14 protein-coding genes are annotated in these 14,732 nt (G+C 41.5%); 5 read left to right on the forward strand and 9 right to left on the reverse strand.

The genetic code is table 11. The features are described from left to right. Positions 1-61 precede the first annotated feature (61 nt). From cgtA to AC4CU0_RS05760, 3 genes are all read left to right on the forward strand, one after another. Positions 62-1,276 (forward strand): Obg family GTPase CgtA, encoded by a 1,215-nt coding sequence (gene cgtA / locus AC4CU0_RS05750; protein WP_078190204.1) that lies wholly within the window; start codon positions 62-64, stop codon positions 1,274-1,276. Positions 1,277-1,316: 40 nt separating this feature from the next. Continuing rightward, positions 1,317-2,450: a glutamate 5-kinase gene (gene proB / locus AC4CU0_RS05755; RefSeq protein ID WP_078190202.1), complete on the forward strand. Its 1,134-nt coding sequence runs from the start codon at positions 1,317-1,319 to the stop codon at positions 2,448-2,450. A 157-nt stretch (positions 2,451-2,607) separates the two neighbouring features. Continuing rightward, positions 2,608-3,060, forward strand: a complete 453-nt coding sequence (locus AC4CU0_RS05760) for a GNAT family N-acetyltransferase (protein ID WP_490747067.1) — start codon at positions 2,608-2,610, stop codon at positions 3,058-3,060. A 57-nt stretch (positions 3,061-3,117) separates the two neighbouring features. Here AC4CU0_RS05760 and arsH read toward each other — a convergent pair whose 3' ends face one another. The 6 genes from arsH to AC4CU0_RS05790 all read right to left on the reverse strand — a co-directional run bounded on the left by arsH (position 3,118) and on the right by AC4CU0_RS05790 (position 8,860). Further along, a complete protein-coding gene (gene arsH, locus AC4CU0_RS05765) occupies positions 3,118-3,822 on the reverse strand; it encodes an arsenical resistance protein ArsH (protein ID WP_490742674.1) in 705 nt (234 codons plus the stop codon). Position 3,823: 1 nt separating this feature from the next. Next, entirely contained in the window at positions 3,824-4,864 is a 1,041-nt protein-coding gene (gene arsB, locus AC4CU0_RS05770; protein ID WP_490742675.1) for an ACR3 family arsenite efflux transporter, read from the reverse strand. Next, positions 4,864-5,337: an arsenate reductase ArsC gene (locus AC4CU0_RS05775; RefSeq protein ID WP_490742676.1), complete on the reverse strand. Its 474-nt coding sequence runs from the start codon at positions 5,335-5,337 to the stop codon at positions 4,864-4,866. The genes arsB and AC4CU0_RS05775 overlap by 1 nt, the downstream gene beginning before the upstream one ends. After that, positions 5,334-5,663: a metalloregulator ArsR/SmtB family transcription factor gene (locus tag AC4CU0_RS05780; protein WP_078191857.1), complete on the reverse strand. Its 330-nt coding sequence runs from the start codon at positions 5,661-5,663 to the stop codon at positions 5,334-5,336. The genes AC4CU0_RS05775 and AC4CU0_RS05780 overlap by 4 nt, the downstream gene beginning before the upstream one ends. Positions 5,664-5,776: 113 nt before the next feature. After that, positions 5,777-7,972 carry a TonB-dependent receptor family protein gene (locus AC4CU0_RS05785; protein WP_490742677.1) on the reverse strand — a complete coding sequence of 732 codons (2,196 nt, stop codon included), beginning with the start codon at positions 7,970-7,972 and terminating at the stop codon, positions 5,777-5,779. Between the two features lie 186 nt (positions 7,973-8,158). After that, on the reverse strand, positions 8,159-8,860 hold the full coding sequence (locus AC4CU0_RS05790) for an SIMPL domain-containing protein (protein WP_490742678.1): 702 nt from the start codon (positions 8,858-8,860) through the stop codon (positions 8,159-8,161). 484 nt (positions 8,861-9,344) lie between these two features. Between AC4CU0_RS05790 and AC4CU0_RS05795 the strand changes: the two genes are divergently transcribed. Together AC4CU0_RS05795 and AC4CU0_RS05800 are read left to right on the forward strand one after the other, a co-directional pair. Then, positions 9,345-10,718, forward strand: coding sequence for a diaminobutyrate--2-oxoglutarate transaminase (locus AC4CU0_RS05795; RefSeq protein ID WP_490742679.1), 1,374 nt, complete (start codon positions 9,345-9,347; stop codon positions 10,716-10,718). Positions 10,719-10,721: 3 nt separating this feature from the next. Continuing rightward, a complete protein-coding gene (locus tag AC4CU0_RS05800) occupies positions 10,722-12,254 on the forward strand; it encodes a pyridoxal phosphate-dependent decarboxylase family protein (protein WP_490742680.1) in 1,533 nt (510 codons plus the stop codon). 380 nt (positions 12,255-12,634) lie between these two features. On the opposite strand, the gene AC4CU0_RS05805 is transcribed toward AC4CU0_RS05800, so the two are convergent. The 3 genes from AC4CU0_RS05805 to AC4CU0_RS05815 are packed head-to-tail and all read right to left on the reverse strand — an operon-like array spanning position 12,635 to position 14,541. Further along, on the reverse strand, positions 12,635-13,120 hold the full coding sequence (locus tag AC4CU0_RS05805; protein WP_227554803.1) for a transposase: 486 nt from the start codon (positions 13,118-13,120) through the stop codon (positions 12,635-12,637). Between the two features lie 47 nt (positions 13,121-13,167). Next, positions 13,168-13,473 (reverse strand): IS630 transposase-related protein, encoded by a 306-nt coding sequence (locus tag AC4CU0_RS05810; RefSeq protein ID WP_087547287.1) that lies wholly within the window; start codon positions 13,471-13,473, stop codon positions 13,168-13,170. Between the two features lie 21 nt (positions 13,474-13,494). Continuing rightward, positions 13,495-14,541 carry a Rieske 2Fe-2S domain-containing protein gene (locus AC4CU0_RS05815; RefSeq protein WP_490742681.1) on the reverse strand — a complete coding sequence of 349 codons (1,047 nt, stop codon included), beginning with the start codon at positions 14,539-14,541 and terminating at the stop codon, positions 13,495-13,497. Positions 14,542-14,732 lie beyond the last annotated feature (191 nt).

Here is a 14,732-nt window from a genome sequence, read left to right on the forward strand (position 1 = left end):
GAGAAATTCTTTAAAATATGGCAGAATAAGCGGTTTTAAAGTTTTTAGAGGATTGGCAAACATGCGCTTTGTTGATGAAGCAGTCATTACCGTAGAGGCTGGCGACGGTGGCAATGGCGTAGCCAGTTTTCGCCGTGAAAAATTCGTACCATTTGGTGGTCCAGATGGTGGTGATGGTGGTCGTGGCGGTAACGTATACGTTCAAGCCGACAACGACACAAGTACCCTAGTAGATTATCGTTATACACGTAAATTCCGTGCAGAACGTGCTAAAAATGGTCGTGGAGCGAACTGCTCAGGCCGTGGCGGTGAAGATACCGTATTGCTCGTTCCAGTGGGCACAACAATTGTAGATACAGAATCTGGCGATATCATCGGCGACTTAGTGGCTGACGGTCAGCGTGTGTTAGTGGCAGCAGGTGGTGAAGGTGGTTTGGGTAATACTCACTTCAAATCTTCAACCAACCGTTCTCCACGTAAATGTACACACGGCTCAAAAGGCGAATATCGTGAAATTCGTCTTGAATTAAAAGTACTCGCAGACGTTGGTTTGTTGGGTATGCCAAATGCGGGTAAATCAACCTTTATCCGTGCAGTTTCAGCAGCAAAACCAAAAGTTGCAGATTATCCATTTACCACTATGGTGCCAAATCTAGGTGTGGTTGATGCCGATAGTCACCGTTCATTTGTAATGGCGGATATTCCGGGTCTAATCGAAGGGGCTGCAGAAGGTGCAGGTCTAGGTATTCGATTCCTGAAACACTTGGCTCGTACACGTATTTTATTACACATTGTAGATGTTCAACCGATTGATGGTTCTGACCCTGCGTACAATGCAAAAGCAATTTTGGAAGAGTTGAAAAAATTCTCCCCAACACTTTCAAAATTACCTGTTGTATTGGTACTCAATAAAGTAGACCAATTGGCGGCTGAAACGCGTGATGAATGGTGTGATCACATTCTCGAAGAGTTGCAGTGGAAAGGCCCTGTATTCAAAACTTCAGGTTTAACATTTGAAGGTACTAAAGACGTTGTGTACTACCTGATGGATCAAATTGAAGAACAGCGCGAACGAGAAACTGAAGATCCTGAATATGCAGCAGAAGTTAAAGCGTTCCGTGATCAGCTTGAAGCTGAAACACGTGAGCAAACGCTTGCTGCGAAAGAAGCATATCGTGAAATGCGTCGTCAACAACGTCTGGCAGGTCAAGGTGAAGACTTTGATGATGAATTTGAAGACGGTGATGATGAGGCAGAATCGTACTACGTACGTTAATTGCTGAATAAGTGTCAAAGCAAACAAGTCTGAGGACAAGATGATAGAAGTGGTAGATGGGCAACGTCAGCTCAAGGGTTGTAAACGTATCGTTGTTAAAATCGGATCATCACTACTCACAGCAAACGGAAAAGGGTTAGATCTGGATGCAATCTCGCATTGGGCGGGACAAATTGCAGAACTACACAATGCAGGACACGAGATCATTCTTGTGTCTTCCGGTGCTGTGGCTGAAGGGATGGTTCGTATGAATTTGGACAACCGACCCACAGATCTACCCAGTCTTCAGGCTTGCGCAGCCATTGGACAAATGGGTTTAATACATACTTGGTCAAGCGTTTTAGAACAGCGTTCTATTCGTACAGCACAAGTTCTGTTAACGCATGATGACTTGGCAGACCGTCGTCGCTATTTAAACTCATGTGATGCCTTGCAGCATTTGATCGATTGGCGTGTGATTCCTGTGATCAATGAAAATGACACAGTGTCGACTGACGAAATCCGCTTTGGCGATAACGATACTTTGGCTGCGATGGTGGCTGGACAGGTTCATGCAGACCTTTTGGTGATTCTAACTGACCAAGAAGGCATGTTTGACTCAGACCCTCGTTCCAATCCAGATGCAAAACTGTTCCATACAGTACGTGCAATGGATGAATCATTATTCGATATGGCTGGCGGCGGCGGTAAATTCGGTCGTGGTGGTATGTTGACCAAAGTTCGTGCGGCACGTTTGGCAGCCAAGTCCGGTTGTCCAACAGTCATTGCGAGCGGTGATAGCGACAATGTGCTTTCACGTGTGATGGCAGGTGAATTACTCGGTACCTTATTCATTACGGACAATGATCGTGTGACAGCCCATCAACAATGGTTAGCTGCACATTTACAAACAGCGGGTCGTTTAGTAATTGATGATGGCGCAGTCAAAGCCATTCGTGATAATCACCGCAGTTTATTACCTGTCGGTGTGAAAGCGGTTGAAGGGCATTTCGAACGTGGTGATGTGGTGGAATGTGTCGATACACAAGGTCATCGTGTTGCCGTCGGTCGTGTAAACTTCAGTTCACGTTCGGCAGAAATCGTTAAAGGTTTAGCCTCAGATAAAGTTCATCAAGTTTTAGGGGAAGCCCGATCACTTGAAATGATCCATCGCAATCATATGTCGATTTACTAAATTGAAAGTTCAAAATCCTGCTTCCGAGCGGGATTTTTTATGGCATGCCATTTGAACATAACGATAAAAATAGTAATAAGAGGAAAATAATATGAGCGAAATTTAATATTTAAACCTTCAAGATCTAAAAGATGAGCAGGCTCAACTGTGTGAATTATTGGCCCAATGTGTGCAAGATGGTGCATCACTGGGTTTTTTAGCTGAAGAATCTAAGTCGCACTATGATGAATATTGGTCTGCTGTGGCAAAGGATATTCAAAAGCATAAAACCTTTTTGTGGGTGGCGCTGCAAAGCGGTGAAGTTGTGGGCACAGTACAATTGGTTCGTGCCACCAAAGCCAATGCGCTGCGTCGTACTGAGATTGAAAAACTTACGGTGCATCCAAAGGCACGTCAAAAAGGCATTGCTCATCAACTATTCACACTTGCAGAAGATCAAGCAAAACATTTGAACTTGAAATTACTTGTACTTGATACGCGTACAGGCGATGTCTCTGAAAAGCTATATGAAAAATTTAACTTTATAAAAGCTGGGATCATTCCGCAATTTGCATTGAGCCATACAGGTACAATAGATTCAACGACATTATTTTATAAATTATTAGTTTAAGTTGAAACGGATGGATATTTTAGACCAAAACTCCTGCACAGATGCAGGAGTTTTTCATTAAAGGTTCTTTTGATTAACTCGTTTAGAGAGTTCTTCCGCACTTTCAACTCGTTCAGAATAGCGATCTGTGAGGTAGGCAGATTGACCACGTGTGAGTAGGGTAAATTTGTATAATTCCTCCATCACATCGACAATGCGAATGTAATAGGAGGAAGGTTTCATGCGATCATTTTCATCAAACTCTAAAAATGCTTTTGCAACGGAAGATTGATTTGGAATCGTGATCATCCGCATCCAACGCCCAAGGATGCGCATTTGGTTAACAGCATTAAAAGATTGCGAACCACCACTGACTTGCATTAACGCCAGCGTTTTACCTTGAGTAGCACGAATGCCACCTGCCGCTAAAGGAATCCAATCAATTTGTGCTTTCAATATAGAGCTCATCGCACCATGTCGTTCTGGCGAACACCAAACCATGCCTTCTGACCATGTAAGCAATTCATGTAATTCCTGAACTTTGGGATGTGATGTTTCAGCATCTTCAGGCAGAGGAAGACCTTTAGGATGAAAGATTTTGACTTCTGCACCAAAATGTTCAAGGATTCGACCCGCCTCCAATACCGTTAAACGGCTAAATGAGCGTTCACGGTTAGAGCCATATAGCAGCAGAATGCGTGGCGGATGTTCAAGTGCTTTAGCTTGAACTTGTTCAAAACGCGGTGTTTCAAGTAGATCTAGTTGAATATTGGGGAGCTTCATTTCAGTTCTCTTTATACCATTTGCGTTTTAACCATAGCGATACACTCACTAATGCAATAAGCACAGGCACTTCAACCAATGGGCCAATAATCGTGGTAAATGCAATCGGAGATGCAATACCAAAGGTGGCGATGGCAACAGCGAGGGCAAGTTCAAAATTATTACCTGCTGCTGTAAAGGATATGGCAGTGGTTTTGGCGTAATTATTGCCCATCCATTTGCTCATCAAAAAGCTAATGAAAAACATCACCACAAAGTAGATCGTGAGGGGAATGGCAATACGCAGTACATCCATTGGAAGGTTCACGACATCTGCACCTTTGAGGCTAAACATCACCACAATGGTAAAGAGTAGTGCGATTAAACTGATGGGGCTGATTTTGGGTATAAATTGATTTTTATACCAATCCAGACCTTTTTGTTTTACCAATATTGCACGCGTCAGGAAACCGAGCAGGAAGGGAATACCTAAATATACCAATACTGCATGTGTAATGGTCCAAAAGCTGACTTGGATCACTTGTGCTTCAATACCAAAATAAGGCGGTAAAAAACTCAAAAAGAACCATGCGTAGGTACTAAAAAATGCAATTTGGAAAATACTGTTAAATGCCACTAAAGCCGCAACGTATTGGTTATCCCCGCAAGCTAGATCATTCCAAACCAGAACCATCGCAATACAACGTGCTAAACCAATCAGAATCAAACCAGTCATGTATTCAGGATAATGTTGTAAAAACACGATAGCCAAAATAAACATCAGGCAAGGTGCGATTAACCAATTTTGAACCAGTGATAGGTATAAGGTACGTTTATCTTTAAACACTTCAGGCAGCGCTTTGTAATCCACTTTGGCCAAAGGCGGATACATCATCAGGATTAAACCAATGGCAATCGCAATATTGACATCACCGATATTGAGTTGATTTAAAGCTCTTGAAGCACTTGGAATATAGACGCCAATCGCAATGCCTAGCCCCATTGCGATAAAAATCCATAGCGTTAGATTGCGGTCTAGAAATGACAGTTTTGCAGCAGCCATTATTGGATCTCTGAAATTTTTTGGATTTCTAGGTTGAGTTCTTCACGATTTAATTGCGTAAAATCGAGTGCAAATAAAGCATCTAAACGGCGGTTAATATGCGCCACGGTATCAAGAAATGCTGCAAGTTTTATTTCATCTACAAGCTCTAAATGGGAAGGATCTTCTAAGCCCCAGTGGGCTTTGATGGCAGAGCCTAAGTAAATTGGGCAAGCTTCTTGAGCGGCAGAACCACAGACGGTAATTACCACATCGGGTTGATATTGTTCACATGCTGCGATGGTTTTACTCGACAAACCCTCAGTCGGTAGATTGAGGTTATGTAGGGTTTTTAAGGTAAATGGGTGGACTTGTCCTGAAGGTTTACTGCCTGCGCTATAAGCACGGAAACCTTCAGGAGCACGCTGGTTAAAAAGTACTTCGGATAAAATGCTGCGGCAGCTATTGCCAGTACATAGAAATAAAAAATTCATAGCGTTTCACACAATGTGGTAGTGCCTTTCGGGGAGTTTAAATCGAGGTCTTTAAATCGTTCTTGGTGACGCATGACATCGAGTATTTGTGTACACCAAGTAGGCAGTGCAGGGTGAATGGAGTAATAGACCCATTGACCTTTACGTTGATCACTCAGCACACCTGATGAACGCAGTAATGCCAAATGACGCGAAATTTTAGGTTGGCTCAATTCAAGGGACTCAGTGAGTTCGCAGACGCAGAGTTCACCTTTACAAGCCAACAGCATGATGATGTTCAGACGAGTCTCATCTGCAAGTAATTTGAAAAATTCAGTCTGTTCCATGTTTATCTGCATATATGGATTTTCATATATCTTTACATATGAATATATGGATGTCCATATGTATTCTTCAATAAAAATCCCACACGCGGTGGGATTTTTATATTTAGACCAGTTTAAAAGTCGAATGAAGTTTGTAAGAAGAAGGTACGTGGTTGACCGATATATTTACCACCTGTTGCATCTGATGAACGGGTGAAATACTGTTTATCAAATACATTCTTGATGCCAGCAGCAACTTTAACCCCTTGTAGCGAACCGCCAAAGTCATAGCCGGTACGCACAGCAAAAGTTGAATAGCCTGGAATATCGCCCAGTTTACCATTTGCCGTTTCTTCAGTTTGGTAGATCCCTGAATCTTGGTTACCTGGGGCACGTTGTTTAGATTGAGCATACATGTCGGCATTGATTGACCAAGCATAGTATTTATAGCCTAAGCCAAAGTTTGCGACATTTTGTGAATAGAAGGGCAAATCTTTACCTTTAAAGTTACCTGCTTCAGCAACTGCTTTGGTATAGGTGTAATTACCATAGGCTTTTAAGCCTTCGAGATTTTCAGCTAAATGTCCAAAGTCATAGCTAAAACCGGTTTCGATCCCTTTATGACTTGTAGCACCGAGGTCAGTCCAAATGCCATTGTTTGCAGCATCGCGTTCTAAAATCAGTTCTTTGTCAAAATCTAGATAAAACGCAGTCAATTCAGCACTCAAACCATTGCCTAAATATTTGGTACCAATTTCATAGTTATTAGACTTTTCAGGATGTAAGCCATCTAAGGTGGTGACCGCTGTAGTGCCTTGTGTTTTTGCTAATTGGTTATATTGCTGTGGACCAAAAGAAACACCTGCATTAGCAAAGAAATTCCAATGGTCTGTTGCTTTATACAGGATAGCTAAACTTGGTAAAAATTCATCTGATTGGATCGATGGATGAACAGTATTTTGTAATACGCCATTTTTATAGGCACTAAAACTGTTCTGGGTGTCAATCGATTCAAAACGAACGCCCGGTGTAATATTCCATTTACCTAGTTCTATACGGTTATCAATATAAGCTGCGTGTGCTTTGGTGCCACCCGCACTGCGGGTACGTGCTATAAACTGACCGGGTTCAGCATCTGCAGCGTATTCAGTACGGCCTGCGAACTCAGTGCTTTCTTCATCCATATAACGGTAGCCTACTGTCACTTCATTCAGCGTGCTACCTAAGCTATAGCTACGAGAATAACGTGGCTCAATGGCAAAGACTTTATAATCACGCGGTGAAGTATCTAAGCGATGATTGCCATTGGTTAAGGTGGATTCAAGGTTGCTGGTACGGAATGAATCGATGTAATAACTTAAAAGTTCAAAGTTGTTCGTGTCGTCTTTATGTGTATAACGTAGGGATACATCTGAACGACGGCCAGTGAAAAAGTCACGATAATGCGACGTTTGATATGGATTTACTTCGAATTCAGCAGCGCTTAAACCTTCAGGCATTTCACCTGTACCATCGTAGTGATGGAAATTTAATGCGATTTTATCCTGATCAGTGATGTCATAAGCGGTTTTTAACATGACATCATCAATGTCATTTTTATTGTTCGCTTCACGATAACCGTTGCCTTTAGTGCCTGAATAAAGTAAGGCAAGACCTAAACCATTATCTAATGTTCCACCAACAAACAGACTAGGACCTAATTTTACCTGATCTGTACCTGTTGCATATTCAGAGTTTAATGCCACGGTACCTTTAAAGTCTTCAGGAATGCTACGTGTGGCAAAGTTGATAATACCGCCGACATTTTGTGGCCCAAAACGGACAGAACCTGCTCCACGGACTACATCAACAGATTCTATATTTCCTAAAGAGACAGGTGCCATAGAAAGCTGTGGTTGTCCATAAGGTGCAAATGACATCGGTATGCCATCGATCAACACGGTTGAACGGGGAGAAAGACGAGAGGTTAATCCTCGAACACCGATATTTAATGATACATCGCTGCCGCCAGTACCATTATTTTCTTGAACCTGAACACCAGGGACTTGGCGTAACGCATCTTTTAGAGATGATGCTGAGCTTTCATTTAAGCGTTTACGGTCAATAATGGTCCGCGCACCGGCATGCTTTTGCACCTTTTTTTCATTGGCATTTTCAAGCCAGTTACCTTGAGTTTCAATGGTGATGGTCGGTAAAACATCTGCCTGCGTTGTCTCTGTATTTTCAGCAGCAGAAGCCATAGTGGCAACCATGCTTATACCTACAGCAATACTCAGAGGTAATAAGGAGAAGTTTTGAAGCTTTGGAGATTTTTTGCTTGAACTATACATAAAAGTGTAAGCAATGGAGAGAGTGCGCGTATCATAATCTTGAGTGTAATAAATTTAAATAAGGATGATTATCATTTAAATCTATGAATCTTATTAAGCTAATAGACTTTTTAATCTAAATAAAGAATAGGTGGATTTTATAATTAAAAAACCGCGCTAAAGCACGGTTTCTTAAAATGAATTTAATTATTTGAACTGGATAGAGCCATTTGCACTGACCGTGATTTTAGATTCACCACCTGCCATTTCTTGTTCAGGAATAGCATCAGCACTTGCAGCTTTCATCATGGCCATACGCGGTACTGGCTGTCCACCATAATTGCTGGTATTTAAATTAATATTAACTAAGTTGTAGCCTGATTTATTCCATGCCTGAGCGAGCGATTGGGCACGTTGTTGAAAGTTTTTGGATACTTCAACCATCAGTTCATTTTCAACTTTTTTACGCTGTGCATCTGACACACTAAAGCTGATGGATTGAGTTTGGAAATTTTGTTGTAACTCGCTCACCAATTGGCTAGCTGCTTTAAAGTCTGTACTTTCTAAACGCACTTCGGCACGACCACGCCATTCTTTCAATTTACGACTGTCATTGTCATAAATCGGGTAGGTGCTTTGAGATCCCGTTTCGATTTTTACCGCAGGGTATTTACGGGCTGTGTTCACCGCTTGGGTCATCAATTGGTTGATTTGGGTAGCAAGTTCAGCCGGTTGTTTATTTGATTTTTCAATATATAAAACGGCATACATTTGGTCGTTCGACACTTGGCGAGTAGCATCCGCCTGAATGTTCACGATGTTGTAATTGAGTGGGTCAGCTGCTTGAGTTGCCGCTGCCAAACCTAGACTGGATGCTAATAAAACAGTAGATAAGATAATTTTACGCATTGTTATGACCTATTCTTCTTTCAGAATGACTAATTTAGCTTATGCTGTTATCTTAAAAGGGGATTGTGATGGATTAAAGGAAAATCTGTGGTGGGATTGTAAATCTTTCAAGAAAAATAAATGCAGTGCTTGATGAATATTGCTTCAAATAATCAATACTTAATTGCGTAAATGTTTGAAGATTACAATAATCATTCATAAATTGTAAAAAAGCATAAAATAAAAAGGTTTTCTTTGTTTTGTCACACTGTAAGATGATAATTCAGGTTATCCATGGCATAGATCTGTTTTTTCTCTAAATTATCTTTTTATTTGATCATAAAAGTGATTTATTTTATTGAAAAAGTCTGTATCATCCGCCGTCTAGTTAGCCATTACACAAAGAGCTCTTAAAACTAACTAGAAACTCATAAAGCACCGAGTCAAAGGACCGCAAGTCACCCGACTTATTTCTTTCAACCCATATCAGAGATGGTAATTCGATATGAGCGTTTCTTCTGTAAACCCTGCCACTAATTCTACTAACGAATACTATTTGACTCGCCAAAGCCAGATGGAATCCAATGTTCGTAGCTATCCGCGTAAACTTCCACTTGCGATAGCAAAAGCTTTAGGTTGTTGGGTTACCGATGTTGAAGGTACAGAGTACCTCGATTGTTTAGCTGGGGCAGGAACATTGGCATTAGGCCATAATCATCCTGCGGTAATTCAAAGTATCCAAGATACACTTGCAAGTGGCCTCCCATTGCATACTTTGGATTTAACAACGCCTTTAAAAGATGCTTTTACTGAAGCACTACTTGAGCAATTACCTGGTGGTAAAGAAGAGTATTGTCTACAGTTCTGTGGCCCGTCTGGTGCAGATGGTACAGAAGCAGCAATTAAATTAGCAAAAACTTACACTGGTCGTAGTTCAGTAATCAGCTTCTCAGGTGGCTACCATGGTATGACTCACGGTTCTTTAGCAATGACAGGTAACTTGTCTGCTAAAAATGCTGTGAACGGCTTAATGCCGGGTGTTCAATTTATGCCGTATCCGCATGAATACCGTTGCCCATTAGGCATAGGTGGTGAAGCGGGTGTAGACGCATTAACGTATTATTTCGAAAACTTCATTGAAGACGTAGAAAGCGGTGTAACGAAACCTGCAGCTGTAATCTTGGAAGCAATCCAAGGCGAAGGCGGTGTAGTGACTGCACCTGTAAAATGGTTAAAGAAAATCCGCGAAGTGACTGAAAAGCACAACATCGTGTTGATTCTTGATGAAGTACAAGCGGGCTTTGCACGTTCAGGTAAAATGTTTGCCTTTGAACATGCTGGTATTGAGCCAGACGTAGTGGTTATGTCTAAAGCAGTCGGTGGTAGCTTACCACTTGCAGTATTAGGTATTAAACGTAAGTTTGACGCATGGCAACCAGCAGGTCACACGGGTACATTCCGTGGTAACCAACTTGCTATGGGTACTGGTCTTGCAACAATCAAAACCATTAAAGAACAAAACTTGGCTCAAAACGCGCAAGAGCGTGGCGACTTCTTACAAGCTGAAATTAAAAAATTAGCAGTGGAATTCCCATGTATCGGTAACGTACGTGGCCGTGGTTTGATGATTGGTGTTGAAATTGTTGATGAACGTCAAAAAGCAGATCACATGGGTTCTTTACCGGGTGATTCTCAATTGGCAGCAGCAATTCAAGCAGCATGTTTCAACAACAAATTGTTGTTAGAAAAAGGTGGTCGTAACGGTACAGTCATTCGTTTACTTTGCCCATTGATCATTAACCAAGCTGAATGTGAAGAAGTGATCGTTCGCTTCAAGAAAGCACTTTCTGAAGCACTTGTTGCAACCCGAGGCGCATAAGTCATGGTAGATTTTGCAGAACATCGTAAAGCGTTATTCTGCAATGATGCACAATCCATTGCTGACTATCAGTCAGCAATGGGCGAAGCGGTAAAAGCCGTTTCTGCATGGTTGCAAAATGACAAAATGTACACCGGCGGTAGCATTAAAGAGCTTCGTAGTGCAATTGCATTCAATCCTTCAAAAGAAGGTATGGGTGTACAAAAATCACTAGACCGTATGGTTGAGCTTTTCTTAAACAAAAGCTTAAAAGTACATCACCCACATTCTTTAGCGCACTTGCATTGCCCAACAATGGTAACAAGCCAAATCGCTGAAGTGCTCATTAACGCGACTAACCAATCTATGGACTCATGGGATCAAAGCCCTGCAGGTTCATTGATGGAAGTTCAGTTAATTGACTGGCTTCGCCAAAAAGTTGGCTATGGTGCAGGTCAAGCAGGTGTATTCACCTCTGGCGGTACGCAGTCTAACTTGATGGGCGTTTTGCTTGCACGTGATGCATGTATTGCTAAAAACTGGAAAGACGAAAACGGTAACCCGTGGTCTGTTCAGCGTGATGGCGTACCTGCGGAAGCAATGCGTAACGTAAAAGTGATCTGTTCTGAAAATGCACACTTCTCTGTGCAAAAGAACATGGCGATGATGGGTATGGGTTTCCAATCTGTTGTCACTGTTCCTGTAGATGCAAATGCACGCATGGATATAGACGCGCTTGAGAAAACCATGGCGCACCTTCAAGCTGAAGGTAAAATTGTAGCATGTGTGGTTGCAACTGCGGGTACAACCGATGCAGGCGCAATTGACCCATTGAAAGAAGTGCGTGCAATCACCAACAAATATGACGCGTGGATGCATATCGACGCAGCATGGGGCGGTGCACTGATTCTTTCAAATGACTATCGTTCAATGTTAGACGGTATTGAACTGTCTGACTCGGTAACGCTTGATTTCCATAAGCATTACTTCCAAACGATTTCATGCGGTGCGTTCTTGCTTAAAGATGAAGCGAACTATCGTTTCATGCATTATGAAGCTGAGTACTTAAACTCTGCTTATGATGAAGAGCATGGCGTTCCTAACTTAGTGTCTAAGTCACTGCAAACAACTCGCCGTTTTGACGCGTTGAAATTGTGGATGACAGTTGAGGCGCTAGGTGAAGAGCTTTACGGTTCGATGATCGATCATGGTGTAGGTCTTACACGTGATGTTGCAGATTATATCAATGCAACTGACGGTCTAGAAATGCTGGTTGATCCACAATTCGCATCGGTATTGTTCCGTGTGATCCCTGAAGGTTACCCAGCTGAATTGTTAGATACATTGAACCAAAACGTAGCAGATGAATTATTTGCTCGTGGTGAAGCGAATATTGGTGTAACTAAAGTAGGTCAAGTTCAATCTTTGAAAATGACGACTTTAAGCCCAGTAGCGACTTTAGACAACGTGAAGAATTTGCTTGCTCTTGTGCTTGCAGAAGCGGATCGTATCAAAGGTCCAATCGCTGAAGGTACATATACTCCTGCAATTGACTAATCATCATTTTGTAGGTGTAGAAGAAGGAGCTCATTTGAGCTCCTTTTTTTTAAATGAAAAGGCGCTTAATTTATTACATGGCCACAATTTTTCATTGAAAGATGATAGTTTACTGCGTAGGCAGATTGTTACTTTGAGGGATCAAAGTAACTAAAATCCTTCTCAGGGAAAAGGTACTTCCATGTGACCATTACCTTATAGTGACATCCCTGTCGCCAGTTGCGATAGTCATTGATGTTTATCATTTGATGAATGAGATACCACAATATTTATAACCAATATAAGGCTTGTAAAGGAGTTTCCCTCTCCTTGTAGGAGAGGGTTAGGGTGAGGTGAATGCAATACGATATTGATGTTATGCCGCAAACAATGGACTATAGCTAAATACCAAATAAATCATTACAGTAATCTTTAAATAATTTATCAATATCTTTAACTCTAAACTTAGTTCGAATCGCCTTGACTCGTGACCACATATTTTCTATTGGATTTAAATCTGGACTATATTTAGGAAGCCACACAATGTAATGGCCTGCACAACGTATCAACTCCTGAAGTCTTTTCCCTTTGTGAAAGGTCGCATTGTCCATAATCAAAACACTGCTTTCTTTCAACTTAGGTAATAAATCCTGTTCAATCCAACATTCAAATACTTCTGTATTCACAGAACAATTAAACACACCAACTGTCAACAATCTATTTTCGATAATTGCACCGATCGCATTACTGCAATTCTTCAACTGCCAGTTAAATTCACCTTCAGCACGTGTTCCTTGAAGGCTATAACTATGAGTTCTGGTACTTTCACTTTGAAAACCACTTTCATCTATGTAAATCAGAGGCAATTTCCCTTCTAAACACTCTATGAGATTTTGAAATTGCTGACGTTGATTTTGATCTGCTTTAGGATGCTTTAACGTCTTTTTTTACGCGATATTCCTGCGGCATGTAATGCATTAAATACCGCATGAGTGCTTACTCCTAAACGTTCAGCTCGCTCATACTGATAATCATCAGGATATTGTTCAACATCCTTCAATATTTGCTCTCTGCTAATTTTAGCTGGACGGCCAGGAATAGGTTTGTTTGTAGTGGACTTTTTCCAGTTCTGAATCGTTTGTATACAGATGTTAAAATGCTGTGCTGCTTTTCGCACAGACATTTCATCTCGAATCATAATTTCTATGACTTTGTCTTTAAAATCTTTTGAATATCCCATATCTCTATTGTTCTATAGTTTTTAGGATTTGGCTATAAAACCTTTTTTACGCAATAATTTGCGGTACATGCTGGAACTGCGGTCCGCTGGAAAATGCGCTTCGATGCTTAAATCCAAAGGCAAATATTCAGGCTTTTGTGATTCAGAGACTAAGCGGTCTTCCTCAAATATTTTCAGGTTAAAGTCATAAGCATCTTCCACAGGTAAGTCTTTGTCATAATTGCGGCAAATGGGAGCAAATAGACGGGTAGAACGAGCAGTCATCGGTGAAGCCGCATTCATAATCACTTGCTTGCTGTTATTTGGAAAATGAATCGTCAGCGTTGCAGTAAAGGGTAGATGAATTTCAAAATGGCGCAGCCATTGGAAACCCTCTTGTCCGCGCTGTTCTAAACCAATTGGATAGCGCCCAACACTGCTCCAATAGTCTGCATTAAAGCCAGTTTCTGTTTCGATGGTCGTGTAGTCAGGTACTTCTACATTTGCAGGATCGCCAAACGTATCGGGATGTAGCCAAGCAAAATGCGCGACATCAATAAAGCCTTCAAGCTGCCGGCCTGCAAAACATTGAAAATCGACCGTTGGGCACACCAATTGCTGAAACTCGGCTTCATCCCAATATGGCATTGCAGGGATATTCGGTGCAGCCTCTTTAGGGGCAGTGAGGGAGCACCAAATTAAGCCATAACGCTCAACAGCAGCATAAGTACGCAAGTTGAAACGAGGTGAAATTTTGTGCTCAGGATGTGCAGGGATGCGGTTGCAATGACCGTGTTCACCAAAGCGTAAGCCATGATAGCGGCAGACTACGCCTTGACCATCATTTTTGCCTAAACTCAGTGGTACGCCACGGTGTGGGCAAGCATCTTTAGCGACAATCAGTTCATCTCCCATTTTATAAATGACGAGCGGCATATCTAAAAGCATGGTGCCATAAGGCTGTTCTGTAATGTCTCGAGCGAGTGCAATGGGATACCAATATTCTGCAAGTAAGTGCCAGTCATGTTCTTCAAAAGTCATATGCACAGGCAAGTCCGGATTAAATCTCGCAATGGCTTTACTGGTCATTTTAGGCTCTGTTTTTATGTAAACTTGCATATTGAGCGAACTAAAAAGGTAATGAAATTTCAATTATTGGAATATGAGGGAATAAAAAATCGAACATGCAAATGTGCAACATTCAGAAAAAGAGTGGAATTTGAAAAAAGAAAATAAGACAAAATATGACACGGACATGAATTCTTACGAATATCAAAGTA

The organism is Acinetobacter sp. LipI_15 (assembly GCF_058242865.1).